Origin of the sequence: Streptomyces sp. NPDC002133 (assembly GCF_040296405.1) — a bacterium.
In the GTDB taxonomy this organism is placed as follows: domain Bacteria; phylum Actinomycetota; class Actinomycetes; order Streptomycetales; family Streptomycetaceae; genus Streptomyces.
Genome location: NZ_JBEOXF010000058.1, coordinates 1 through 24,367, shown reverse-complemented (window position 1 = coordinate 24,367; position 24,367 = coordinate 1). Strand labels below are relative to the sequence as shown.

The window sequence follows — 24,367 nt, the reverse complement described above, 5'->3', positions numbered from 1 at the left end:
ACAGGGAGCCCGCCGTGCGGCCCATCACCTACTCCCGCGCCCCTGACACGGCCAGCGCGATCGCCGCCGTCAGCTCCGACCCCACCAGCGACTTCCTCGCCGGCGGCACCACCGAGGTCGACCTGCTCCGCCAGAACGTCCTCACCCCCCGCCGTCTGGTCGACATCAACGACCTTCCCCTCACCGGGATCGAGGCCACCCCCGAGGGGGGCCTGCGCATCGGTTCCCTGGCCAGGATGAGCGAGGTCGCCGCGGCACCCGTCGTCCGGGACCGCTTCCCGGTCATCGCCCAGGCTCTGGAGCTCGGCGCCTCGGCGCAGCTTCGCCACATGGCCTCCATGGGGGGCAATCTGCTCCAGCGGGTGCGCTGCTCGTACTTCCGCGACGCCGAGTCACCCTGCAACAAGCGAGATCCTGGCACCGGCTGCTCCGCGATCGAGGGCTTCAGCCGCGGGCACGCGGTGCTGGGCACCAGCGACCACTGCATCGCGACGCACCCCTCCGACGTGGCCGTGGCCCTCATGGCCCTCGACGCCAAGGTGCTCACCCAGGGGGCCGACGGCGAGCGCGCCTACGCCGTCGACGACTTCTTCCTGCTGCCCGGCGACACCCCGCACCGCGAGCACCCCATGGCGCACGGTGAGCTGATCACCGCCATCGAGGTGCCGGCCGCGCCGGTCGCCCGCACGTCCCTGTATCTGAAAGTCCGCGACCGCGAGTCCTACGAGTTCGCCCTGGCCTCCGTGGCGGTGGCGCTGTCGCTCGTGGACGACACCGTGGCGGACGTACGGATGGCCCTCGGCGGTGTGGCCACCAAGCCCTGGCGTGCCCGGCGCGCGGAGGACTTCCTGATCGGGGCGGTCGCGGAGCGGGTGAACTTCGTACAGGCCGCTCGGGTGGAGCTCGCCGACGCGCGGCCCACCGCGATGAACGCCTTCAAGGTCGAACTCGCCCAGCGCGCGATCGTGCGCGCCCTCGAAACCCTCGCGGGGAACGGGAGCCCAGCATGACCACGGCAACCCCGGCCATCGGACAGGCCCTCGACCGCGTCGACGGCCGCCCCAAGGTGACGGGTGCGGCACGCTATTCCGCCGATGTCCCGATCCCGGGCCTGACGTACGCGTACATCGTCGGAGCCAGCATCCCCAGCGGCCGTATCACCGCCGTCGACACGAGCGCCGCCCTGGCCGAGGACGGCGTGCTCGCCGTGCTGACCCACGACAACCTGCCGAAGATCGCCGCCCAGCCGCCGCTCATCCCCTCGCTCGCCGGCTCGGCCGCGCCCGGCCAGACGTTCTTCCCCATGCAGGACGACGTCGTCCACTACGCGGGCCAGCAGGTCGCCCTCGTCGTCGCCGACACCTACGAGCGCGCCCAGCACGCGGCGAGCCTGGTGCGGATCACCTACGAGGAGACCTCCTCGGTCACCACGATCGACCAAGGACGCAACCAGGCGTACGAACCCGAGAGGATCTTCGGTGGGTTCCTGCCCGGCCGCATCGAGCGCGGGGACGCCGAAGCGGGGCTCGCCCGGGCCGACGTGCGGATGGAGGCCACGTACACGTACGCCGCGAACAACCACAACCCGATCGAACCCTCGACCACCACCGCCGAGTGGCAGGGTGACGAGCTGGTGCTGTACGACGCGACCCAGGGTGTCAACGCCACCCAGATCACCGTCGCGCAGTTGCTCGGCATCCCGCTGGCGAAGATTCGCGTCATCGGTCACTTCGTCGGCGGCAGCTTCGGCTCCAAAGCCATGATCCACAACCATGCGGCGCTCGCCGCGATGGCCGCGCGCGCGGTCGGCCGTCCCGTGAAGCTCGCCCTCACGCGTGAGCAGATGTTCACGTCGGTCGGTCACCGGGAGGAGCAGGAGCAGCACCTCACCGTCGGCGCCACGCGAGAGGGCCGGCTGACCGCGATCCGCCACCACAAGATCTCGGTCAGCTCGCACTTCGACGACTGGGCGGAGCCGTCGATGGGTCTCTCCTCGCAGATCTACGCCGCCCCCGCCTACGAAGGCGTCTACCGGCTGATCCGCGGCAACACCATGACGCCCACCTTCATGCGCGCACCCGGCGAGGCGTCCGGGATGTTCGCCCTCGAGTGCACCATGGACGAGCTCGCGTCGGAAATCGGCCTGGACCCGATCGAGCTGCGCCTGCGCAACGTCAGCGACCGGGACCCCAACACCGGCAATCCCTGGTCCAGCACCGGCCTCAGGGAGTGCTTCGAGCGCGGCGCCGCCCGCTTCGGCTGGGACCGGCGCTCCGTGGAGCCCGGCTCCCGGCGCGACGGGAACTGGCTGATCGGCACCGGCACGGCCACGGCCGGATACCCCGTCTACCCGCCCGCCAACCCGCAGCGCGCCCGCGCCCGCCTCTACGCCGACGGCACGGCCGTCGTCCAGGCGGCGACCCCCGACTTCGGCACCGGCGTGGCCACCGTCATGGCCCAGGTCGCCGCCGACGGCCTCGGTATGGCCTTCGACCGCTGCCGCTTCGAGAACGGCGACTCCGACCTGCCCAGCATCGCCGCCGCCGTCGGCTCCTCCGGCAGCGGGATGATCAGTGCAGCGGTGCACAGCGCGGCCACCGCCCTGCGCAACCAGATGATCGCCCGGGCCGTAGGCGATCCCGGATCGCCGCTGCACGGCGCGGCTCCGGCCGATGTCGTCGTCCGGAACGGCGTCATGACCGCGGGGACGTCGAGCGAGTCGTACGCGGCGCTGCTGCAGCGAAGCTTCCGGCCGGACGCGGAGGCCACCGGCTCCTGGAGCCCGCCCGGCCCGGACGCGGAGTACGGCATGCTCACGTTCGGCGCGCAGTTCGCCGAGGTGGCCGTGGACCCGGAACTCGGACTGATCCGGGTGCGGAGGATGACGGGCGCCTTCGCCCCCGGGCGGGTGCTCAACCCCAAGACGGCCCGCAGCCAGCTCATGGGCGGCATGCTCTGGGGTCTGGGGCAGGCACTTCTGGAGGCCAACTACATGCAGCCGGGGACGGGGCGCTGGGCCAACTCGAGCCTCGGCGAATACCTTGTCGCGGTGAACGCCGACGCCCCCGACGTGGACGTCGAACTCATCGAGGTCGAGGACGCGGTGGTCAACCCGCTCGGGGTGAAGGGCGTCGGCGAGATCGGTCAGGTCGGCGTCGCGGCGGCCATCGCCAACGCGGTCCACAACGCCACCGGTCGCAGGATCCGCAAACTGCCGATCACGATCGAGGACATGCTCTGACCAGGACTGGGCCTGGACACTGAAGCAGGACTGAGCCAGGGCCTGAGCAGGACCCCTGAGCAGCGGCAGGCTCTGACCTCATCCGGTGGCCCTGCCCGGCCGTTCTGCGCCGCCGCCCTGCGCGGAGGCCGGCCGCGCAAGGTGTTCCAGGGCGGGCGCGCCGACCCCGCACTGCACCCTGCACTCGGGTCGGGCGCATGTCGGCGACGGCCGCCGTACCGTCGCCCAGGCGATCACCGCGCCCAGCACGAGCACACCCGCGCACATCGGCATCGCCCGCCGGAAGGTCGCCGCGAACTCCTCCGGCACCCGGTACGCCTCCGGCCCCATCCCGGCCAGCAGCGGCAGCGCGGCCACCGCGAGGAGGCCCGCCGCGCGGGCGGCCGCGTTGTTGACCCCGCTGGCGATGCCCGCCCGCGCGGTGTCGACGGACGCCAGGACGGTGGCGGTCAGCGGGGCGACCAGCGTCACCATGCCGAGCCCGAGCACCACCACGGCGGGCAGCACGTCGGCGACGTACGAGGCGTCCGCGCCGACGCGCAGCATCAACAGCATGCCGACGGCACAGAGCAGCGGGCCGACGGTGAGGGGAATACGGGGGCCGATCTTCTCCGCAAGCTCCCCCGAGCGGGCGGAGAGCAGGAGCATCAGCACGGTGGTGGGCAGCAGGGCGGTACCGGCGGCGAGGGCCGTAAAGCCCGAGACGACCTGGAGCTGAAGGGCGGCGAGGAAGAAGAACCCGCTGAACGCGGCGTACACGCACACCGTCACCACGTTCACCGCGGTGAACTGCCGCGAGGCGAAGATCGAGGGCGGCAGCATGGGGTGGGACCTGCGCCGCTCGACGACCACGAACGCGGCGCCCACGAGCACACCGGCCGCGCCGGCCCACCACGACTTGTCGATGAGCCCGTAGGTCACGAGCCCGAGGCCCAGCGCGCCGAGCACCGCGCCCAGCACGTCGAACCGGCCGTGCGCGGCCGGATCCCGCGACTCGGGTACGTGCCGCAGCGCGATCGGTACACACAGCGCGGCCAGCGGCACGTTCAGCAGGAACACCCACCGCCAGCCGGGCCCGTCGACCAGCCATCCGCCGACGAACGGCCCCACGGCCGCACCCACCCCGCCGAACCCGGACCACAGGCCCACGGCCCGCGGCCGGTCGTCCGCGTGGAAGCTCGCCTGGATGATCGCCAGCGACCCCGGCGTGAGCAGCGCCCCGCCGACGCCCTGAAGGGCCCGGGCGATGATCAGTACGGGTGCGGTGGGCGCCAGCCCGCAGGCCAGCGAGGCGAGTGCGAACCACACGACCCCGATGACGAACACCCGACGGCGCCCGTACCGGTCGCCGAGCGCACCGCCGAGCAGAATCAGCCCGGCGAGGGTGAGCATGTACCCGTTGATGGTCCACTGCAGTTGGGCCAGGTCGGCGTCGAGATCGTCGCCGATGTGCGGCAGTGCGACGTTCACGACGGTGGAGTCGAGCAGGGCCATGGTGGACCCCAGGACGGTCGTCAGGACCACCCACCGACCAGTTCCCGACGCCAGCCTGATGTCCATACGCCGATCATCCCCGCTGCTGCCGCCCGCGGCCATCGCGCGGGGCCCTGCGGCGCGCGTTGGCCTTCGCCGCCCCTGCGCGCCCCTTCCCCGGGCCCGCCCCTACGCCTGGCCGGGCACGCGGGTCCGTTCCGAGCCCGTCCGGCGTTCGAGGACGGGCGCCCGGGCTCACCGGACGGCACCGGTCACGAACCGGGGGCGGCCTGGGGGACGCCCCGGGCCGGGAAGGGGCGGGGTGGGGTGGGGTGGAAAGACGTCACACCAACCGCGACAGCGCCCGGACCAGCGCATCGGTCCCCGCCTCCGCCTTCGCCCGTGGGCAGCCCGCGTTGAGGCGGACGAAGCCGGGCGCGCCGTACACCCCGCCGGGCATGATGGCGACCTTCTCGCGTTCGATCAGCTCGCGTTGCAGCGCCTCGTCGGGCACACCGAGCGCCCGAAGGTCGATCCACGCGAGGTACCCGGCCTGCGGCGGAGTCCAGCCGAGCTCGGGGAACGCCCCGTTCAGCCGGTCCGCGATCATCGTCAGATTGCCGGCGATGTACGACCGCAGCGCATCCAGCCACTCCCCGGCCCGCCGGTACGCGGCGATGTGCGCGGTCAGCGAGAGCGCCGCGGGCGAGGCGAGGCCCTCACCCGTCTCCATCCGCCGGACGAAGGCCGCGCGCTCCTGCGGATCGCCGACGATCCCGTACGAGCCCGTCAGTGCGGGGAAGTTGAAGGACTTCGACCCGGACGTGATCACCGCCCACCGACCGCGCTCCCCCGCGAACCGCGTCCACGGCAGATGCCGGTACCCCTCGTGCACGAAGTCCGCGTGGATCTCGTCGCTGATCACGGCGACGTCGTACGTCTCGGCGAGCCGCGCCATCTCGCGCAGCTCCGCGTCCGTCCACACCCGACCCGTCGGGTTGTGCGGCGAGCACAGCAGCAGGACACGGCTGTCGCCCCGGGCCAGCTCCCGCTCAAGGCCTGCGACATCGCCGACCGGCACCCCGCGCAGCTCTCGCCCGAGCCCGTCGACCGCCTTGCGGAAGCCGTCGTACGTGGGCGTGTGGACGACCACGCCGTCGCCGGGCTCCGTCCACATCCGCAGCAGCTGCGACAGCTGGTTGAGCACGGACGGCCCGTACACGATCCGCTCCGGGTCGAGCTCCGTCCCGTACCGCGTCGCGTACCACTCGCATATCGCCGCGCGGAAGTCGCCGAGCCGCCAGTCGGTGTAGCCGAACACCCCGTGCGCAAGCCGCTCCCGCAGGGCGTCGAGCACCTGCGGCGGCGACGGGAAGTCCATGTCGGAGATGGTGAAAGGCAGCAGTCCGTCCACCCCGAAGCGGTCGGCGACACCGTCCCACTGCACACTCGCCGTACCGCGCCGGTCGACGGCGGCGTCGAAGTCGTACTCCACGATGACCCTCCGGATGACATGCCGAGGGCCCGGCACCCGCGTGGGTGCCGGGCCCGTCGGACGTTCAACGCCTACTTGAGCTTCGCGCCGGCCGAGCGCAGCGACGCGCACGCCTCGACCACACGCTCGGCCATGCCGGCCTCGGCCGCCTTGCCCCAGGTGCGCGGGTCGTACGTCTTCTTGGAGCCGACCTCACCGTCGACCTTCAGCACACCGTCGTAGTTCTTGAACATGTGGTCCGCGACGGGGCGGGTGAAGGCGTACTGCGTGTCGGTGTCGAGGTTCATCTTCACGACACCGTTCTCCAGCGCGGTGGCGATCTCCTCGGCGGTGGAGCCCGAGCCGCCGTGGAAGACGAAGTCGAACGGGTCCGCCTTGCCGAACTTCGCGGCGACGCCGGCCTGCAGGTCCTTCAGCAGCTCGGGGCGGAGCACGACGTTGCCCGGCTTGTACACACCGTGGACGTTGCCGAAGGACGCGGCCAGCAGGTAGCGGCCCTTCTCGCCCAGGCCGAGCGCGTCGGCGGTGCGGATGGCGTCCTCGACGGTGGTGTACAGCTCGTCGTTGATCTCGTGGGTGACGCCGTCCTCCTCGCCGCCGGTCGGGGTGATCTCGACCTCAAGGATGATCTTGGCGGCGGCGGCCTGGGCCAGCAGCTCCTGGCCGATGGCCAGGTTGTCGGCGAGGGTCTCGGCGGAGCCGTCCCACATGTGGGACTGGAACAGCGGGTTCTGGCCGTTGGCGACGCGCTCGGCGGAGATCGCAAGCAGTGGACGTACGTAGCCGTCCAGCTTGTCCTTGGGGCAGTGGTCCGTGTGCAGCGCGACGGTGACGTCGTACTTGGCGGCGACGATGTGCGCGAACTCGGCGAGCGCGACCGCGCCGGTCACCATGTCCTTGCTGTGCTGGCCGCCCAGGAACTCCGCACCACCGGTGGAGATCTGGATGATGCCGTCGCTCTCGGCCTCCGCGAAGCCGCGCAGCGCAGCGTGCAGGGTCTGGGACGAGGTGACGTTGATGGCCGGGTAGGCGAACTTGCCTGCCTTCGCCCGGTCGAGCATCTCGGCGTAGACCTCGGGGGTTGCGATGGGCATCTGTCCGCTCCTTGTGATGTGCGGTTTGCGTTGCTTGGCCCTGACCTGGGGGCGACGACATCGTCGCACCTATCTTTCCAGAAGCCGACGGGGGCTCCGGGGCCAAGGGGCGGGACGTTTCACGTGAAACTCCCACCCCTCGGCGAAACCGCAGGTCAGGCGAGACCGAGGTCTTCCAGCGAGTACGCGTTGACGTAAGGGAGTCCCGCCTCTGCGATCTTGGGTGCGGCGCCCCGCTCCACGATCACAGCGACCGCGACAACCTCGCCGCCGGCCTCCCGAACCGCCTCGACGGCGGTCAGCGGGGAGCCACCGGTGGTGGAGACGTCTTCGACGACCAGGCAGCGACGGCCCTTCACGTCCGTGCCCTCGATGCGGCGCTGCATACCGTGCGCCTTGCCCGCCTTGCGGACGACGTACGCGTCAAGACGCTGCCCGCGAGCCGCTGCGGCATGGAGCATCGACGTGGCGACCGGGTCGGCGCCGAGCGTCAGACCGCCCACGCAGTCGTAGTCCAGCTCGGCGGTGGCGTCGAGCATCACCTGGCCGACCATCGGCGCCGCCTGGCCATCCAGCGTGATCCGACGCAGGTCGATGTACCAGTCGGCCTCGAGCCCCGACGAGAGGGTCACCTTGCCGTGCACCACGGCCTTGTCCTTGATCTGCTGGAGCAGCTCAGCGCGTACGTCAGTCATGGCCACGAGCTTAGGCCAGGCGGCGCCACGTCCAGGTCGTGGCGACTTCGAGGGGGTCGATGGGGGTGACCAGGCGCGGGTGGGTGTTGAGGCCGTTCGGCGGGCCGGACTGCGGCTCGACGCACACCGCCTCCGCCTCCTCGTCGTAGATCACGACCCACTCGGCGCGGCTCTTCACGGTGAGCTCCAGGCGCTCCGGCCAGGTGAGGGTGACATCGACGCCGTCGGGCATGCCGAAGCAGTCGTCCCAGGGTCCGGGAGTGGGCCCGATGCGGCGGCCGGTGGGGAGGTGGTCAGCGCCGCGCTCCTCCTGCCAGTCGGCGGTGAACGCGATCTGGACGTCCTTGTCGCCGGGGAAGGCGTTGCGCAGGAACCAGGGGTGCCAGCCGGCCTGGGCCGGGAACGACACGTCGTACGTCTCGATACCGAGCTGGAGCGTGAGGGAGTCCTCGGTCAGCTCCACCGTCTGGGTGACCACTCCGCTGTACGGCCAGGGGTCGCCGAGCTCGTACATGAACACGGCGGAGGCCGGGCCGGTGCGGGCGGTGCGCCAGGCGGTGTCGCGGCCGGTGCCGTGGATGGCGTGGGGCGGGGCGTTGACGGGCAACTGATGCGGTACGCCGCCGTTGATGAACCGGCCGTTCTCGGTCCTGCCGCACCACGGGACCATGGGGAAGGACCCGTACCGCTCGCCCTGGCGCAGCAGTTCGGTCCCTCCGATCCGCAGGCTGCTGATCCGGCAGCCGTTGGCCGGGCCCATCGTCAGCTCGACGTCGCCGGCAGTGAGCCGGACGCTCTCTTCGCTACTCACACCCCGACACTACTGGGGCTCTATCTGCGGCGCCGCAGTGCCCGGCCCACCACGACGGCGGACGCGAGGGCGACGGCGGCGGCGGGCGCGAGCCAGCGCAGGGTGCCTCCTGCGGAGGCGGGCTGCGGCGCGGGGACGGGTGCGTACCGCCCGCGCGGCGGGGCATGGTCGACCTCCTCCGCGCTGCGCCCGATCATGGTCCGCCGCGCGTGGGCGGCCTCCGCCGGTGGCTCGTCGCCGTCGCCGAACTCCTCCTGGGCCATCGGGTCCAGGGCGGACGGCGGTACGTCGACCTCGAACACGGACGCAGAGTCGGTCTCGTCCACCTCGGTGCCTTCGACGCCGCCGGCACCTTCGACGTCCTCGACAGGTTCGGCCTCCGCGACGACCTCGGGCTCCTCGGCGTCCTCGGCGTCCTCGCGAGCGGACGCCTCATCCGCGTCGGCCGAGACCACCTCGTCGTTCGCCGTCGCCTCTGCCACCGCCGCTGCCGCCGCCGTCGCCAGCGACGAGGCAAAACGGTCCAGAAGGCGGGTCGCCGCCTGGGACGTGGTGTCCGCGGGAAGGTCCGCGAGGCGGCCCTCCGCGTGGGACGTCCCACCGAACGTGAGGGTGGTGCCGCCTTCCGCCGGGGTGAGCCGGAGGGTCAGGGCGAGCTTGGCGGAGCCCGGGCCGCGGGCCTCGGTGCCCTCGCCCTCGACCGCGAAGTCGCCGCCCTGCTCGGTGATCCGCAGGGCGCCGCGATAGGTGATCGTGTGGCCCGCCACACGAATCTTCAGCCGGCCCGCGAGAGGGCCCGCCGAGGCGTCGGCGTCCTGCTGGAGTCCGGGGACGCAGCGCGCAAGGCGGGCGGGGTCGGCCAGCGTCTGCCGGAGGGTCTCTGCCGGAACCGGAACGAACACCTCATGCTCCATGACAGCCGAGCCTACTCAGCCCAGGCCCGTGTGGAGCGGTTCTGCGCAGAACCGGCACCGTTCACGCCGTCACTCGGTGTACCGCGGTCGCACCAGCGTCGACTCGGGCAGCCCCCGGAGCCGCCGGTCCGCCACGCTCACCGCGCCCGCCCCCAGCGTCGGCGGCGTGCCCCTCCCCGCCAGGACGAAGCCGCGGCGCGGCAGGCCCGGTGCCCGGTACGGCACGGTCGCGAGGCCCGCCGCGCGCACGGTGGTGTCGACCGTCCAGAAGACGCGCGGCCGCTGCACAAGCGCTCCCGCGTGCACGGCGATACGGCCGCGGTCCGCCAGAACCCCCACCGCGAGGCCGTAGAACTCCTGGGAGTAGAACTTCGCGCTGGGCGTCGTCCCGGGGTCGGGCAGGTCCGAGAGGACCACGTCGTAGTCGCCGTACGCCGCCGAGCGGAGCCAGACGAACGCGTCCGCGTACTCCACGCGCAGCCGGGCGTCCCGGTACACATGACCGTTCAGCCCGGCCAGGGCCGGGTCCGTGCGCGCCAGCCGGACCATCCCCGGGTCGCGCTCGACGAGGGTCACCGAGCGCACGCCCGGATACCGCAGCACCTCGCGGGCCGCGAGTCCGTCACCACCGCCGAGGATCAGCACGCGCGTGTGCGGCCCGCGCATCGCGGGGTGCACCAGCGCCCCGTGGTACCGCGACTCGGCGCGGCCGCTCACCCTCAGGCGCCCGTCCAGGAAGAGGCCGGGCGGACCGTGCCGCGTCCCGGTCAGCACGACCTCCTGCATCCCGGTCCGCACGGCCACCCGCACCGGCTCCCCGTACACCGCCCGCCGGGCCGCCGCCTCGAATTCCCCGACCAGCACCGCCGCCGTGGCCAGCACCGCCAGCACCGTCGCGTTCGCGACGATCAGGCACCACCGGCCCCGTGCCGAAATGTCACGCCTGAACAGCCACAGCACCAGTGCCCCGCCCGCCACCGCGTTCACCGCGCCCGTCAGCAGCGCGCCCGTGAGCTGGCCGAGCCACGGCAGCAGCAGGAACGGAAAGGCGAGCCCGCCGACGAGCGCGCCCACATAGTCCGCCGCGAACAGGTCGGCGACCGTGCCCGCCGCGTCGGGCTCCCGGTCGCCGCGCCGCGACGCCCGCTGGATCAGCGTCATCAGCAGCGGGATCTCCGCACCGATCAGCACCCCGATCGCGAGCGAGAACCCCACGAGGGCGTACCGCGCCTCACCGAGCCAGGCGAACGCCGCGTACAGCACGAACACCGAGCAGCCACCGACCAGCGCGAGCGCCGCCTCCACCAGGCCGAAGCCGACGGCCGCACGGCAGCGCAGCCGCTTCGCGAGCAGTGAGCCGAGGCCCATCGCGAAGACCATGACGGACAGGACCACGGAGGCCTGGGTGACCGGGTCACCGGTCAAGTACGACGCGAGGGCGACCAGTTCGAGTTCGTACACCAGCCCGCAGGCGGCGCAGACGAAGACCACGAGAAGGACGAGGAACCGGCCCGCGCCCGGACGGACGGGCAGCCGCACCCCGCCCTGAAGCGGTCGCGCCTCGCCCTGAAGCGGTCGCGCCTCGCCGCCCCGGAGCGGTGTTGGCGCAGACGGGTCGATCATGCCGTAACGCTACGTTACGCACTCGTCGCAGCACGTCACCCACACGAGTGCAACTGCCGCAAAATGCCGCCCTGATGTGTGGAATCAACGCCCGGCGGGCACTCGCATGCCCACGCTCGTCCGGGTCACGACGAGCTGCCCCTCCTGCGGGTACGCATGCCACGTACGCCATCGCACCTGGCCGTCCAGGCGCTGCGCCACCATCGCCGTGAACGCGTGCGGCGAGCCGGGGAACGTGCCCGCGAGACCGTTCGGATGGTCCGCGACCAGCGCGAGGAGTTCCTGCGCGCGCCCCGCGAACGACCCCTTCGACAACGTCTCGACGCGCGCCGCGAACTCGTACTCCCACAGGCCGATCCGCTTGGCCACGCCGAGCGGCAGCGGCGTGCTGCTGCCGGGAATGCAGGCGACGGTCTCCGAGCAGACGCCCTGATCCTCCTCGAGGAGCACCTGATGGGATGCGCCCAGCAGTCTCAACTGCATTTTCGCGCCGCTCAGTTGGAGGTCCAGCGCAGCGAGAGCAGGGAGCGGCTCCCGACCCAGCGCCCAGGCCAGATCGGCCGCGCGGGTATCGGTGTAGGACGTTGTCAGGGTCGTGAGCATGGGTCGGCTCCGCAAACACGCGTAACGGGTAGACGGGCGGTCCAGGGCGTCCCGGAGGAAGCACAGAGGGGGGTGGGACCGCCGGCTCGGGTCCAGATGGAGGTCCGAGGACTGGACGTTCTCGACAGCGAGGGAACCATGAAGTGCGCGGCGCTCACAGCGCTTTTACCCAACTTGACGTGGTTTCCATCCCGTCGGGGGCCTTACGGTTCAACTGTTCAACAGAAAACCCGTCCGATCCGTGCGGGAGACCGGCAGATATGTGCATCGCGCGTCAACAGGACGACGCCCGGGGGGAGTTACGTTCCTCTCCCACCCGGGCGTCCTCCGCGCGCGACGGACCAGCTGCCCCGTGTCAGCTGCCTCCGCCGCAGCCACCCCCTCCGCCCCCGCAGGAGGAGGAGCCGCACGACGAGCCCCCGCCGCAGCCGCCTCCGCTGCCTCCGCTGCCCCCACCGGCCCACCAGCTGCCGCGGCCGGAGCGGCTCCGGCCACCCCGGCCGGTGTTCCTGACCGCGAGACCCATGGCCCCCAGCAGCACGATCCCCGCGAGCACAATGATCACTGCTTCCATCGTCCTCACCGTCCCCCTTCGTTCTCGCTCCTTGCGTGTGAGGGGGATGCCCTCCGCCCCGGCGGCCCAAAGAAGACTTGAGCAAGTCCAGAGGTTGCGCGCAGGATGGCCGCCATGACCTCCAGCGCGCGCCCCCTGCTGAACCGCCGCCTCGCCGAATTCGGAACGACGATCTTCGCCGAGATGTCGGCCCTGGCCGTGCGCACCGGCGCGATCAACCTCGGTCAGGGCTTCCCCGACACCGACGGCCCGGAGGAGATCCGGGAGGCGGCGGTGCGCGCTCTGCGCGACGGCCGCGGCAACCAGTACCCGCCGGGCCCCGGCGTCCCCGAACTGCGCACCGCGATCGCCGGGCACCAGCGGCAGCGGTACGGGCTCACGTACGACCCCGACACCGAGGTGCTGGTCACGGCGGGGGCCACGGAGGCGATCGCGGCCGCGCTGCTCGCCCTCGTCGAGCCCGGCGACGAGGTGATCGCGCTGGAGCCGTACTACGACTCGTACGCCGCCTGCATCGCCATGGCGGGCGGGACCCGCGTGCCCGTGACGCTGAGGCCGCGCACGGTGCCACGCGAGGGAGTCGCACATCGACGCTTCCAGCTGGACCTGGACGAGCTGCGGGACGCCGTCACCGCCCGCACCCGGCTCATCCTGCTCAACACGCCGCACAACCCCACCGGCACCGTCCTGACCCGCGAGGAGCTGGCGGCGGTCGCCGAGCTCGCCGTCGAACGGGATCTGCTGGTCGTGACCGACGAGGTGTACGAGCACCTCGTCCTCGACGGCGAGCACACGCCGATCGCGAGCTTCCCCGGGATGCGCGAGCGGACGGTGACCATCGGCTCTGCGGGCAAGACCTTCTCGTTCACCGGCTGGAAGGTCGGCTGGGTGACGGCGGTCCCCGGGCTGGTCACCGCCGTCCGCTCGGCCAAGCAGTTCCTGACGTACGTCTCCGCCGGGCCTTTCCAGTACGCGGTCGCCGAGGCGCTCGCGCTGCCGCAGGACTACTTCGACGGGCTCAGGGACGATCTGCGCGCCAAGCGGGATCTGCTGGCATCCGGCCTCGCCGCGGCAGGCTTCGACGTGTACCGGCCGTCCGGGACGTACTTCGTCACGACCGACATCCGGCCGCTCGGCGAGGACGACGGTTTCGCTTTCTGCCGGGCATTGCCTGACCGCGCCGGTGTCGTGGCCATCCCCAACGCGGTCTTCTACGACCACCGGGAGCAGGGCGCGCCGTTCGTGCGGTTCGCGTTCTGCAAGCGCGTGGACGTGCTGGAGGAGGCCGTCGCGCGGCTGAAGGGTCTCGCTACCCCCTGAGCGGGGGGCCGTCAAGGCGGCACTCGTACGCACCGCCCAGCCGGGCCACGGTTCACCTGGACGGCCGCGCAGCACTCGCGCCGCCTCCACCTGCCGCTGATCGTCGGGTTGACTGACCGATCACGCGCGCACGGAGGTGTCCCCTGTCCGCCGAGACGCTCGACAAAGCCCCGTCAGTCGATGCCCGGCCCGTTCCCCGCTGGCGCGCCGCGCTGCACCGGGCGGCCCCCGCGCTCGGGATGTTCGCGGCGGCGCGGCTCACCGGGATGGGCCTGATGGCCCTGTGGGCCTGGCACATCGGCAAGTCGCCGCGGGCCCTGCTCGCCACGTCGTGGGACTCCGACTGGTACGTCCGCATCGCCGCGCACGGCTACGGGCGCACGCTGTACTGGCCGGACGGCGCCGTCCAGTCCGACCTGGCGTTCTTCCCGCTCTACCCCGCGCTCGTGCGGGCCGGGACGACGGTCCTTCCGGTGACCGGGGGCACGGTGGGCCTTGCGTTGTCGTGGCTGGCCGCGGGCGCCGCCGCGTGGGGCATCTACGCCGTCGTCGAGCGGCTGTACGACCGGGCCCTCGCGACCGTCCTCGTGCTGCTGTGGGGACTGCTGCCGCACGCGATCGTGCTGTCCATGGCGTACACGGAGCCGCTCCTGACCGCCTTCGCGGCGTGGTCGCTCTACGCCCTGGTGACCCGCCGCTGGCTCTGGGCGGGCTCTCTGGCGGCGTTGGCCGGGCTGACCCGTCCCAACGGGATCGCGGTCGCGGCGGCGGTCGTCGCCGTCGCGGCGTACGAGCTCGTCAGACGCAGGGGGAAGAACGGACGGCGGCGGATGTGGGCGGCCGCCGCGCTGGCGCCGTCCGGGTGGCTCGGCTATCTGCTCTGGGTGGGGGCGCGCCAGGGGGATCCGCTCGGCGGGTACTTCGCCGTGCAGGAGGGCTGGACGTCGCGGTTCGACCTGGGCCTCGGCTCCCTGCAGGTGGTGCGCTCGATGGTCACCACGCCGGTGTTCTTCGGCTTCCCGATGGCACTGGTCATCGTCGGGGCGGGGGCGCTGCTCTTCGTGCTGTTCGTCCTGGACCGGCCGGCCCTGCCCCTGCTGGTGTACACGGGTGTGCTGGTGCTGATCACGGTCGGCGGCTCGGGCTTCTTCGAGTCGAAGCCGCGCTTCCTGCTGCCGGCGTTCCCGCTGCTGCTGCCGCTCGCGTCCGCACTGACGAAAGCCCGGCCGAGAGCCGCGATCACGGTGATCGCGGCCCTGGCCGGGCTGTCGTTCGGCTATGGGGCGTACCTGCTGACGCTGGGCCCGATGGCGCTGTAGCGGTACGGCCCGGGGTGGGCCTCAGGAGGCGTCGTCGGCCGGCTTCTCGTCGTCGCCGCCCGCGGGCTCGAGGCCGAACTGCTCCACGAGCCACTTGTCGAACTCGATCGAGGCGCGCACCCAGCTGACCGTCGACGACACGAAGTGCTCCAGGCTGACGCCCGTGCCGATGAGCATCTGCGCCTCGCCGATGAGGCGGACGGAGGCGGGCTCGCCCTCCTCCTCGTGGGTGTGCGTGTAGACCTTCGGCCACAGGGTGCGGCGGTTCCAGTCGTCGATCGCGTCGAGGACCTTGGCCCGGTCCTCGATGGCGTGCGGGCGGTCGTAGAACGTGCGCACCGAGAAGACCTGCTGCTCGTCCTCCCCGCGGAACATGAAGTACGTGCGGAATTCCTCCCACGGCGCCGCGAGGTCACCCTCGTCGTCGACGACGTACTTCAGCTCCATCTGGTCGAGGAGCTGCTTGACCAGGTCCTGGTCGGGAATGACCGGGCCCGCCGGTGCTTGGGCCTGAGGCTGGGGCTGGCCCCCGAAATTCGGAATCGAGGACGGGTCGATGCTCACGGGGTGTTTCCCTTCGTACGGATGCGGCCATCCTCCCCCATCCCGGGCGGTGACTGGCAACCCCCACCGGGCCTTCGGCGCGACGTGTCCGGATCGAGTCCCCCGGGCCGCCGCGGGACGGGGGCGCGGGGCGGTGCCCCGCGCCCCGGGCGTCACTGCGCCCGGCCCACGATCAGGCCGCCGTCGAAGCGGTCGACGCGGACCGTGTCGCCGTCCTTGATCTCGCCGGAGAGGATCTCCTTGGCGAGACGGTCGCCGATCGCGGTCTGGACGAGCCTGCGCAGCGGACGGGCGCCGTACGCCGGGTCCATGCCTTCGTCGGCGAGCCACTCCAGGGCGGCCGGGGTGACCTCCAGTGTCAGCCGGCGCTCGGCGAGACGCCTGGCGAGGCGGTCGATCTGGAGCTCGGCGATACGGGCGAGCTCGTCCTTCGACAGGGCCGAGAAGACGACCAGATCGTCGAGGCGGTTGAGGAACTCCGGCTTGAAGCTGGCCCGCACCACTTCCAGGACCTGCTGCTTCTTCTCCTCCTCGCTGGTCAGCGGCTCGACGAGGTACTGGCTGCCGAGGTTGGAGGTGAGGATCAGAATGGCGTTCCTGAAATCCACCGTCCGGCCCTGGCCGTCGGTGAGCCGTCCGTCGTCGAGGACCTGCAGCAGGATGTCGAAGACCTCGGGATGGGCCTTCTCCACCTCGTCGAGGAGGACCACGCTGTACGGACGTCGGCGCACCGCCTCGGTGAGCTGGCCGCCCTCCTCGTACCCGACGTAGCCGGGCGGGGCGCCGACCAGGCGGGCGACGCTGTGCTTCTCGCTGTACTCCGACATGTCGATGCGGACCATGGCCCGCTCGTCGTCGAAGAGGAAGTCCGCGAGCGCCTTCGCCAGCTCGGTCTTTCCGACACCGGTCGGGCCGAGGAAGAGGAAGGAGCCGGTGGGACGGTCGGGGTCGGCGATGCCCGCACGGGAGCGGCGCACCGCGTCCGACACGGCCCGCACCGCCTCGGTCTGGCCGATCAGCCGCCTGCCCAGCTCGGACTCCATGCGCAGCAGCTTCTGGGTCTCGCCCTCCAGCAGCCGGCCCGCCGGGATCCCGGTCCAGGAGGCGACCACGTCCGCGATGTCGTCCGGGCCGACCTCCTCCTTGACCATGGTGTCCTTGGCGGCCTCCCGCTCGGCCTCGGAGGCCTCGGCGAGCTCCCGCTCCAGCGCGGGGATCTCCCCGTACAGCAGCTTGGACGCGGTGTCGAAGTCGCCGTCGCGCTGGGCGCGCTCGGCCTGGCCGCGCAGCTCGTCGAGCCTCTCCTTCAGCTCACCGACGCGGTTGAGGCCCTGCTTCTCCTTCTCCCAGCGGGCGGTGAGGCCGCGCAGCTCCTCCTCCTTGTCGGCGAGGTCGCGGCGCAGCTTCTCCAGGCGCTGCTTGGACGCCTCGTCGGTCTCCTTGGAGAGCGCCAGCTCCTCCATCTTCAGCCGGTCGACGGCGCGCTGGAGCTCGTCGATCTCGACGGGGGAGGAGTCGATCTCCATCCGCAGCCGGGACGCCGACTCGTCCACGAGGTCGATGGCCTTGTCGGGCAGGAAGCGGGACGTGATGTACCGGTCGGACAGGGTCGCGGCCGCGACCAGCGCGCTGTCCGCGATCTGCACCTTGTGGTGCGCCTCGTACCGCCCCTTGAGGCCGCGCAGGATCGCGATGGTGTCCTCGACCGTCGGCTCGGTGACCAGCACCTGCTGGAAGCGCCGCTCCAGCGCCGGGTCCTTCTCGATCCGCTCGCGGTACTCGTCGAGGGTCGTCGCGCCGACCATGCGCAGCTCGCCGCGCGCGAGCATCGGCTTCAGCATGTTGCCCGCGTCCATCGCGGAGTCGCCGCCGGCGCCCGCGCCCACGACCGTGTGCAGCTCGTCGATGAACGTGATGATCTGGCCGTCGCTCGCCTTGATCTCGGAGAGGACGGTCTTCAGCCGCTCCTCGAACTCGCCCCGGTACTTCGCACCCGCAACCATCGCACCCAGGTCGAGCGCCACCAGCCGCTTGTTCCGCAGTGACTCGGGCACGTCGCCCTTCACGATCCGCTGGGCGAGCCCCTCGACGACGGCGGTCTTGCCGACGCCGGGCTCACCGATCAGCACGGGGTTGTTCTTGGTACGGCGCGACAGCACCTGCACGACCCGGCGGATCTCCTGGTCGCGGCCGATGACGGGGTCGAGCTTGCCCTCCCTGGCCGCGGCCGTGAAGTCCGTACCGAACTTCTCCAGGGCCTTGTACTGCCCCTCGGGGTCGGGTGTCGTCACCCGGCGCCCTCCCCTCGCCTTCTCGAACGCCTCCAGCAGCTTCTTCGCCGTCGCGCCCTGTCCGGACAGCACCTCGCCGGCCCTGCCGCCCTTGGACGCGACCCCGATGAGCAGGTGCTCGGTCGAGATGTAGTCGTCACCGAGCTCCTTGGCGCGGTTCGCGGCGTCGGCGATGACGGCGAGCAGCTCGCGGTTGGCCTGCGGCGGCGCGACGGTCGACCCGGTCACGCTGGGCAGGTCGGCGAGGACCCGTTCGGCCCCGGACCGTACCGCGGCCTGGTCCGCGTCGACGGCGGCGAGCAGGTCGGTGATGTTCTCGTTGTCCTGACCCGCGAGGAGTGCGAGCAGCAGGTGCGCGGGGGTCAGATCGGGGTGCCCGTCGGACACGGCTCGGCTGGTGGCGGCGTTGAGCGCGTCCCGGCTCCTGTTGGTCAGCTCGGCGTCCACGTGCGGTCTCTCCTCCTCGGCTCGTCACGACTCGTCACGTCACGACTCTCGGCTCGTCACGACTCGTCACGTCACGACTCGCCACGTCATTCACATGTGACCCTTCCAACGTACACAAAGTTGAGTCCATTCCGCTCAAGGTGAGGGAAGAACAGGCTCCGCCGAGATAGATTTCCGGGTATGGCCATCGACCCACGCAACCCGGACGCGTCCTACCTCGGCTTCTGGCGCGAGTACCACATGTGCACCCTGACCACCCCGCGCCCGGACGGCACCCCGCACGTCGTCGCGGTGGGGGTCACGTACGACCCCGAGGGCGGCGATCGGGGCATCGCCCGCGTCATCACCAACAAGCACAGCCGCAAGGTCGCCAACGTCCTGGCCGCGTCGCCGGAGCCGGCACGGGTCGCAGTCTGCCAGGTGGACAAGGGGCGCTGGGCGACGCTGGAAGGCCTGGCCACCGTACGTACGGAGCCGGAGGTGGTCGCGGACGCGGTCGCGCGCTACGCGCAGCGGTACGGACGCACTCCGGCACCGAACCCGGACCGGGTGGTCATCGAGATCGCCCTGACGCGCGCGATGGGCCGGGCATAGGCACACGCCCCGGCGGCCCGCCGCACGCACACAGCACAGCGGCGCCATCGTGTTTCAGGTCCACGATGGCGCCGCTGTGTGGGGGAAGCGCCTGAGCGATCTTGAACGACGGGGGAACCGCTCAGGCACTGCGGGGGGTGGCGGTGGTGGTCTGCGGTTCGACCAGCTGGTGGTCGCGCTGGTCGAGATTGACGAAGATCATGCCGTACCTGATGGCACAGCGGACGGGTTGCGGAGCCCCGCGGGGCCTCCGCAGGCAGCGGTACGCGCGGATCTCCTCGTCATCGCCACGGTTGATCACGACCGGCTCACCGAAGAGGGTCACCATCAACGAATCGCCACGGTGCGGCACCGCCGTGGCAAGGTCGATGAAATGCCACCCGGAGCGGTATGCGGTCGCCATCTCCCGTCGAAAGCGAGGGTCCTCGGGAACCGTCATGCCTCGACGTCCGCCGGCGCGCTCTCCCAGGTGGGTTCACCGGGCGTCGTGAGTACCGAGGCGGGCACGGTCTCCCAGGTGGGTTCACCGGGCGTCGTGAGTACCGAGGCGGGCACGGTCTCCCAGGTGGGTTCACCCGGGGCCGCGGTCACCGACGCGGGCGCAGTGCCCCACGTGGGCTCGCCGCTCACCGCGAGACCACCGAGAGCAGCCGCAACGGCTATAGCGCAAAGTGCACGAACCATCCTGGTCATCGCCGATCTCCACCTCTTTTTAGTACTACCTCCTCCCCCGCGCCTATGACGATGGCTCACTCCGAACGCTTCCACCAGCGAGTGCAGGCATCATGTTCCTGTAATTCAGGACCCTGAGGGGGGTGCAAATGCAGGCGAAAAGGGGCGATTCCGGAGAGAAGCACAGTCACGACGAGCTGTGCGAGGCGGGGAGAAACCTCTATGCGTCCGCTCTGCGCAATGGCCGCATAGCCCGCTCCGAGGTGGCCGACGCCCCCTGCCTCATCGATCTGGCCATGGTGCGCCCGGATCCAGAGGACAGTGAATGGCTCCGTCCGGTTTCCCCGGCCGTCGCTCTGCATCAGCTGATACACCCCATAGAGCGGGAGATCCAAGAGCGAAGACGACGCACGCTGTCGCTGACGGATGCGTTTGAGCCATTCATGGCCATCAGCGCGCACGACGCACCAACGACGCACGCGATCACCGTGCTCGAGGGCCTGGGCATGATCAACGCGACGCTGGACCGCGTCATCGTCGAGTGCACCGAGGAGCTGCTGACGGTGCAGCCCGGCAGCGGACGCAGGCCCGCGACCCTGCAGGACGGGCTGCGGCGCGTGGAGATGCTCGTCGACCGCGGCGTCGGGATGCGCACGCTCTACCAGCACACCGCGCGCCACCACCCCGCCACGATGGCCTACGTCGAGCGGGTCGCCCCGTACGGCGCGGAGGTCCGCACCCTTGAGGAGATCATCGACCGGCTCATCATCGTCGACCGGAAAGTTGCCTTCATTCCGGCCCGCAGCGACCGCCGGGTGGCCCTGGAGCTGCGCCACGAGGGCCTGGTGCAGTATCTCGTCGGCGTCTTCGAACAGTTCTGGCTCCACGGCGTCCCCTGGGACGACCAGGTCGTCTCATACACGCCGGAACTCGACGGCATAAGCGGCGTCCAGCGCTCCATCGCCAAGCTCCTCGTCGAGGGCCACGTCGACGAGGCGATCGCCCGTCGGCTCGGCATGAACGTCCGCACCTGCCGCGCCCACATCGCCAAGCTCGCCTCGGCGCTCGGCAGTGGTTCGCGAGCGCAACTGGGGTATCTGATCGCCCAGTCCGGGATCCTCTCGGCCCCGCCGGAACAGGGCTGACAGCGGTCGGGCCGGCGTGCGATCATCGCGGCTGCCGGCGCTCCTCCCACGTCCCCGGGTGCCGCCCCCACGCTCCCCACGACCGAGAGCTACGCCACCCACCCGGACGGCGACGAGCGCTGCTTCTTCATCGACGCCGTCGACGACGACTGGAACTCCCACTACAAGTGGACCCGTTCGCCCGAGATCGTGGTCGCGACCGAGCTCGACACCACGCCGAGCGTGGCGACGCCCGAGGGTTCGCCGCTGTCCGTCGAGGTGTGGTCGGCCGAGGGCGACGAGGGCAACCAGGTGACATGGCGTGGGCTCGGCGAGGACTCCCCCGAGGCTGCGGGCGGCTACCGCGTCTTCCGCTGGAACCCGGCCACCTACGAGAAGATCGCCGACCTCGACAGGCACGGGTTCGAATACTTCGACACCGGTGGCAAGCGCGGCACCACGTCCTACTACTGGGTGACCGCCGTGGCCGCCGACGGCACCGAGTCCCTGCCTGCGGGCGACTGGGCGGTCACCGCACCGGCGCAGTGACCTGACGTGAACGACACCGAAGGGGCCGGGAGGTCACGCCTCCCGGCCCCTTCGTGCGTTCTCTCCAGCGCCCGGGCGGCGTCAGCCGTCCCGCTTCTGCTTCGGCCGCCACACCACCAGCGCGCTCGCCTGCTGCACGTCCTGATACGGCACCAGATCGCGCCGGTACGACGCGTGCACCTGGGCCTCGCGCTGCTGCATCGCCGCCGCCGCACCCTCCAGTGCCGCCGAGAGCTCGGCGACCCGGGCCTGGAGCGCCGCGACCTGGTTCTCCAGTTCGATGATGCGCTTGATGCCGGCGAGGTTGATGCCCTCGTCCTGCGACAACGCCTGCACCTGGCGGAGCAGTTCGATGTCGCGGGTCGAGTAGCGGCGGCCCCGGCCCGCCGTGCGGTCCGGGGAGACGAGGCCGAGGCGGTCGTACTGCCTCAGGGTCTGCGGGTGCAGTCCGGACAGCTGAGCCGCCACCGAGATGACGTACACCGGCGTCTCGTCGGTCAGTTCATAAGGGTTACGACGTCGGCCGTCCATCGCGTCATGCTCCCTTCGCAGCCTGGAACAGTTCTGCCCGCGGATCCTCACCCGCAGTCGCCTTCCGGTACGCCTCCAGTGCCTCACGCGCCTCGGGATCGAGATCCGTCGGCACCGCGACCTCCACGGTCACGAGGAGATCGCCGCGGGTGCCGTCCTTGCGCACGGCGCCCTTGCCACGGGCCCGCATCGTACGGCCGTTGGGCGTGCCTGCGGGCAGCTTCAGCGTGACCGGGGGCCCGCCGAGCGTCGGCACCTTCACCTCGCCGCCGAGCGCCGCCTCCGTGAACGAGACCGGCACCGTGACGGTGAGATTGTCGCCCTTGCGGCCGAAGACCGGGTGGGCGTCGACATGGACGACGACGTACAGATCGCCGGCCGGGCCGCCGCGCTCGCCCGGTGCGCCCTTGCCGCGCAGCCGGATCCGCTGGCCGTCGCTCACCCCGGCGGGGATACGGACCTGCATGGTCCTGGACGACTTGGCGCGGCCGCTTCCGTGGCAGACCTCGCAAGGGGTCTCCGCGATGAGTCCGCGGCCCTTGCAGTCCACGCAGGGGTCGGTCAGGGAGAACGAGCCGCTGCCGCCGCGCGAGACCTGTCCGGTGCCGACACAGGTCGGGCACACGCGCGGTGTGCCGTTCTTGTCGCCGGTGCCCGAACAGGCCTTGCAGGGCTGCTGGCTGGACATCCGCAGCGGGACCGTGGCCCCGTCCACCGCCTCGGTGAAGCTGAGCGTCACCTCGGACTCGATGTCCTGGCCGCGGCGCGGCTGCGTCCGCGCACCCGGCCCGGTGCCGCGGTGGAACAGCCCGCCGAACACGTCTCCGAGGCCGCCCCCGAAGCCGCCGGCGCCGCCGCCTCCGGCCTGGGTGCCGCCGAAGAGGTCACCCAGGTCGAAGTTGAACGTTCCGCCGGGGCCGGGGCCGCCTGCCCGGAAGCCGCCGTTGCCGAAGAGGGCGCGCGCCTCGTCGTACTCCTTGCGCCGCTTGGGGTCGCCGAGCACGTCGTTGGCCTCGGAGATCTCCTTGAAGCGCTCCTCGGCCTTGGCGTCGCCCTTGTTGGCGTCCGGGTGGAACTCACGGGCGAGCTTCCGGTACGCCTTCTTGATCTCCGCCTCGGTGGCGTCCTTGGGGACGCCGAGAACCTTGTAGTAGTCCTTCTCCACGAAGTCCTTCGTGCTCACCGACGTCCCTCCTCTCGGACAACTCCGAATCCGTACCCGTAATCGATCACGTCAGCCCTCGTCCGGGCCACCGCTCTCCTCGCCGGCCGACTGCTCCTCCTTCGGCGCCGCGGGCGCCGCGCCCGGCTGGGGCTCGGCCACCGCGACCCGCGCGGGGCGGATGGTCCGCTCACCGATCCGGTAGCCCGGCTGCAGGATCGCGACGCAGGTCGTCTCCGTGACGTCCGGTGCGTACGAGTGCATCAGGGCCTCGTGGATCGTCGGGTCGAAGGGCTCGCCCTCCTTGCCGAACTGCTGCAGACCCATCTTGGCGGCGACCATCTCCAGCGATTCGGCCACCGACTTGAAGCCGCCCACCAGCTCGCCGTGCTCGCGGGCACGGCCGATGTCGTCGAGGACGGGCAGGAGCTCGGTCAGGAGCTGCGCGACGGCGATCTCCTTGACCGTGATCCGGTCCCGCTCCACCCGGCGGCGGTAGTTCTGGTACTCGGCCTGGAGCCGCTGGAGGTCCATCGTGCGCTCGTTGAGCGCGGTCCGGAGCTGATCCAGCTGCGCCGTCAGGGCGGCCGACTGCCCGGCCTGCGTCCCCGTCTGTGCTTCGTCCCCGGCCGGGGCCGCCCCCTCGGAGGGGGCGGCCTGCGCCGCTTCGTCAGGAGTGGCGCCGGAGGGGACGTCGGGCTTCTCCTCGAAGCCCGGGGTCTCCTCCGTCATCAGGCAGCGCCACCCTTCTGGTCCTTCTCGTCGTCGACGATCTCGGCGTCGACGACGTCGTCCTCGGCCTTCGCCTGGGAGGCACCGGCGTCACCGGCACCGCCCGCGGCCTGCTGGCCCTGGGCGTCGGCGTACATGGCCTGGCCGAGCTTCTGGGAGACCGCCGCGACCTTCTCGGTCGCGGTGCGGATCTCCGCTGTGTTGTCGCCCTCGGCGGACTCGCCCTTGAGCTTGTCCTTCAGCTCGGCGACGGCACCCTCGACCTCGGTCTTGATCTCGCCCGGGACCTTGTCCTCGTTGTCCTTGAGGAACTTCTCGGTCTGGTAGACGAGCTGCTCGGCCTGGTTGCGGGTCTCGGCGGCCTCGCGGCGGCGGTGGTCCTCCTCCGCGTACTGCTCGGCCTCCTGGCGCATCCGGTCGACCTCGTCCTTGGCGAGCGAAGAACCGCCGGTGACGGTCATCTTCTGCTCCTTGCCCGTGCCCAGGTCCTTCGCGGTCACGTGCATGATGCCGTTGGCGTCGATGTCGAAGGAGACCTC

The 24,367-nt window shown here is 71.3% G+C and carries 23 protein-coding genes; 7 read left to right on the top strand and 16 right to left on the bottom strand.

What is annotated here, in order from left to right; all coding sequences use genetic code 11:
* Positions 1 to 14 precede the first annotated feature (14 nt).
* Together ABT078_RS34430 and ABT078_RS34425 are read left to right on the top strand one after the other, a co-directional pair.
* Positions 15 to 1,010, top strand: coding sequence for an FAD binding domain-containing protein (locus ABT078_RS34430; protein ID WP_351234850.1), 996 nt, complete (start codon positions 15 to 17; stop codon positions 1,008 to 1,010).
* Positions 1,007 to 3,241 (top strand): xanthine dehydrogenase family protein molybdopterin-binding subunit, encoded by a 2,235-nt coding sequence (locus ABT078_RS34425; protein WP_351234848.1) that lies wholly within the window; start codon positions 1,007 to 1,009, stop codon positions 3,239 to 3,241. Before ABT078_RS34430 ends, ABT078_RS34425 begins: the two co-directional genes overlap by 4 nt.
* A 78-nt stretch (positions 3,242 to 3,319) precedes the next feature.
* Here ABT078_RS34425 and ABT078_RS34420 read toward each other — a convergent pair whose 3' ends face one another.
* The 8 genes from ABT078_RS34420 to ABT078_RS34385 form a co-directional block, all read right to left on the bottom strand.
* Positions 3,320 to 4,801, bottom strand: coding sequence for an MFS transporter (locus ABT078_RS34420; protein ID WP_351234846.1), 1,482 nt, complete (start codon positions 4,799 to 4,801; stop codon positions 3,320 to 3,322).
* 256 nt (positions 4,802 to 5,057) lie between these two features.
* The gene (locus tag ABT078_RS34415; protein ID WP_502981452.1) at positions 5,058 to 6,209 is read right to left on the bottom strand and encodes a MalY/PatB family protein; all 1,152 of its coding nucleotides are present in this window, start codon (positions 6,207 to 6,209) and stop codon (positions 5,058 to 5,060) included.
* A gap of 71 nt (positions 6,210 to 6,280) precedes the next feature.
* On the bottom strand, positions 6,281 to 7,303 hold the full coding sequence (gene fbaA, locus ABT078_RS34410; RefSeq protein WP_351234844.1) for a class II fructose-bisphosphate aldolase: 1,023 nt from the start codon (positions 7,301 to 7,303) through the stop codon (positions 6,281 to 6,283).
* A gap of 155 nt (positions 7,304 to 7,458) precedes the next feature.
* The gene (pyrE, locus tag ABT078_RS34405) at positions 7,459 to 7,998 is read right to left on the bottom strand and encodes an orotate phosphoribosyltransferase (RefSeq protein WP_351234842.1); all 540 of its coding nucleotides are present in this window, start codon (positions 7,996 to 7,998) and stop codon (positions 7,459 to 7,461) included.
* Positions 7,999 to 8,008: 10 nt separating this feature from the next.
* The gene (locus ABT078_RS34400; protein WP_351234893.1) at positions 8,009 to 8,758 is read right to left on the bottom strand and encodes an aldose epimerase family protein; all 750 of its coding nucleotides are present in this window, start codon (positions 8,756 to 8,758) and stop codon (positions 8,009 to 8,011) included.
* A 71-nt stretch (positions 8,759 to 8,829) separates the two neighbouring features.
* Entirely contained in the window at positions 8,830 to 9,723 is an 894-nt protein-coding gene (locus tag ABT078_RS34395) for an SRPBCC family protein (protein WP_351234840.1), read from the bottom strand.
* A gap of 69 nt (positions 9,724 to 9,792) precedes the next feature.
* Entirely contained in the window at positions 9,793 to 11,346 is a 1,554-nt protein-coding gene (locus tag ABT078_RS34390) for a polyamine aminopropyltransferase (protein ID WP_351234838.1), read from the bottom strand.
* 84 nt (positions 11,347 to 11,430) lie between these two features.
* Positions 11,431 to 11,949 (bottom strand): DUF2617 family protein, encoded by a 519-nt coding sequence (locus ABT078_RS34385; protein WP_351234836.1) that lies wholly within the window; start codon positions 11,947 to 11,949, stop codon positions 11,431 to 11,433.
* A 679-nt stretch (positions 11,950 to 12,628) separates the two neighbouring features.
* Between ABT078_RS34385 and ABT078_RS34380 the strand changes: the two genes are divergently transcribed.
* Entirely contained in the window at positions 12,629 to 13,843 is a 1,215-nt protein-coding gene (locus ABT078_RS34380) for a pyridoxal phosphate-dependent aminotransferase (RefSeq protein ID WP_351234834.1), read from the top strand.
* A 239-nt stretch (positions 13,844 to 14,082) separates the two neighbouring features.
* Positions 14,083 to 15,162 (top strand): glycosyltransferase family 39 protein, encoded by a 1,080-nt coding sequence (locus tag ABT078_RS34375; RefSeq protein ID WP_351234832.1) that lies wholly within the window; start codon positions 14,083 to 14,085, stop codon positions 15,160 to 15,162.
* A gap of 21 nt (positions 15,163 to 15,183) precedes the next feature.
* On the opposite strand, the gene ABT078_RS34370 is transcribed toward ABT078_RS34375, so the two are convergent.
* Positions 15,184 to 15,726 (bottom strand): type III secretion system chaperone family protein, encoded by a 543-nt coding sequence (locus ABT078_RS34370; RefSeq protein ID WP_351234830.1) that lies wholly within the window; start codon positions 15,724 to 15,726, stop codon positions 15,184 to 15,186.
* A 152-nt stretch (positions 15,727 to 15,878) separates the two neighbouring features.
* Positions 15,879 to 18,464 carry an ATP-dependent chaperone ClpB gene (gene clpB, locus ABT078_RS34365; protein WP_351234828.1) on the bottom strand — a complete coding sequence of 862 codons (2,586 nt, stop codon included), beginning with the start codon at positions 18,462 to 18,464 and terminating at the stop codon, positions 15,879 to 15,881.
* A gap of 180 nt (positions 18,465 to 18,644) precedes the next feature.
* Between clpB and ABT078_RS34360 the strand changes: the two genes are divergently transcribed.
* On the top strand, positions 18,645 to 19,058 hold the full coding sequence (locus ABT078_RS34360; protein WP_351234826.1) for a pyridoxamine 5'-phosphate oxidase family protein: 414 nt from the start codon (positions 18,645 to 18,647) through the stop codon (positions 19,056 to 19,058).
* A gap of 121 nt (positions 19,059 to 19,179) precedes the next feature.
* Here the strand turns inward: ABT078_RS34360 and ABT078_RS34355 are convergent, their stop codons facing one another.
* A complete protein-coding gene (locus ABT078_RS34355; RefSeq protein ID WP_351234824.1) occupies positions 19,180 to 19,497 on the bottom strand; it encodes a (2Fe-2S)-binding protein in 318 nt (105 codons plus the stop codon).
* Positions 19,494 to 19,751 (bottom strand): hypothetical protein, encoded by a 258-nt coding sequence (locus ABT078_RS34350; RefSeq protein ID WP_351234822.1) that lies wholly within the window; start codon positions 19,749 to 19,751, stop codon positions 19,494 to 19,496. Before ABT078_RS34350 ends, ABT078_RS34355 begins: the two co-directional genes overlap by 4 nt.
* Positions 19,752 to 19,879: 128 nt before the next feature.
* Here ABT078_RS34350 and ABT078_RS34345 point away from each other — a divergent pair, with 128 nt between their 5' ends.
* Both ABT078_RS34345 and ABT078_RS34340 read left to right on the top strand, forming a co-directional pair.
* The gene (locus tag ABT078_RS34345; RefSeq protein ID WP_502981450.1) at positions 19,880 to 20,875 is read left to right on the top strand and encodes a helix-turn-helix transcriptional regulator; all 996 of its coding nucleotides are present in this window, start codon (positions 19,880 to 19,882) and stop codon (positions 20,873 to 20,875) included.
* A gap of 189 nt (positions 20,876 to 21,064) precedes the next feature.
* Positions 21,065 to 21,403: a hypothetical protein gene (locus ABT078_RS34340; RefSeq protein WP_351234820.1), complete on the top strand. Its 339-nt coding sequence runs from the start codon at positions 21,065 to 21,067 to the stop codon at positions 21,401 to 21,403.
* An 81-nt stretch (positions 21,404 to 21,484) separates the two neighbouring features.
* Here the strand turns inward: ABT078_RS34340 and ABT078_RS34335 are convergent, their stop codons facing one another.
* The 4 genes from ABT078_RS34335 to ABT078_RS34320 form a co-directional block, all read right to left on the bottom strand.
* Positions 21,485 to 21,934, bottom strand: a complete 450-nt coding sequence (locus ABT078_RS34335; RefSeq protein ID WP_351234818.1) for a heat shock protein transcriptional repressor HspR — start codon at positions 21,932 to 21,934, stop codon at positions 21,485 to 21,487.
* A 4-nt stretch (positions 21,935 to 21,938) separates the two neighbouring features.
* Positions 21,939 to 23,117 carry a molecular chaperone DnaJ gene (gene dnaJ / locus ABT078_RS34330; protein ID WP_351234816.1) on the bottom strand — a complete coding sequence of 393 codons (1,179 nt, stop codon included), beginning with the start codon at positions 23,115 to 23,117 and terminating at the stop codon, positions 21,939 to 21,941.
* 51 nt (positions 23,118 to 23,168) lie between these two features.
* Complete coding sequence (gene grpE / locus ABT078_RS34325; protein WP_351234814.1) at positions 23,169 to 23,828, bottom strand: nucleotide exchange factor GrpE; 660 nt, start codon at positions 23,826 to 23,828, stop codon at positions 23,169 to 23,171.
* Positions 23,828 to 24,367 (bottom strand): Hsp70 family protein (locus ABT078_RS34320; RefSeq protein ID WP_351234812.1); only part of this gene is annotated, 540 nt, incomplete at its 5' end. The genes ABT078_RS34320 and grpE, both read right to left, overlap by 1 nt.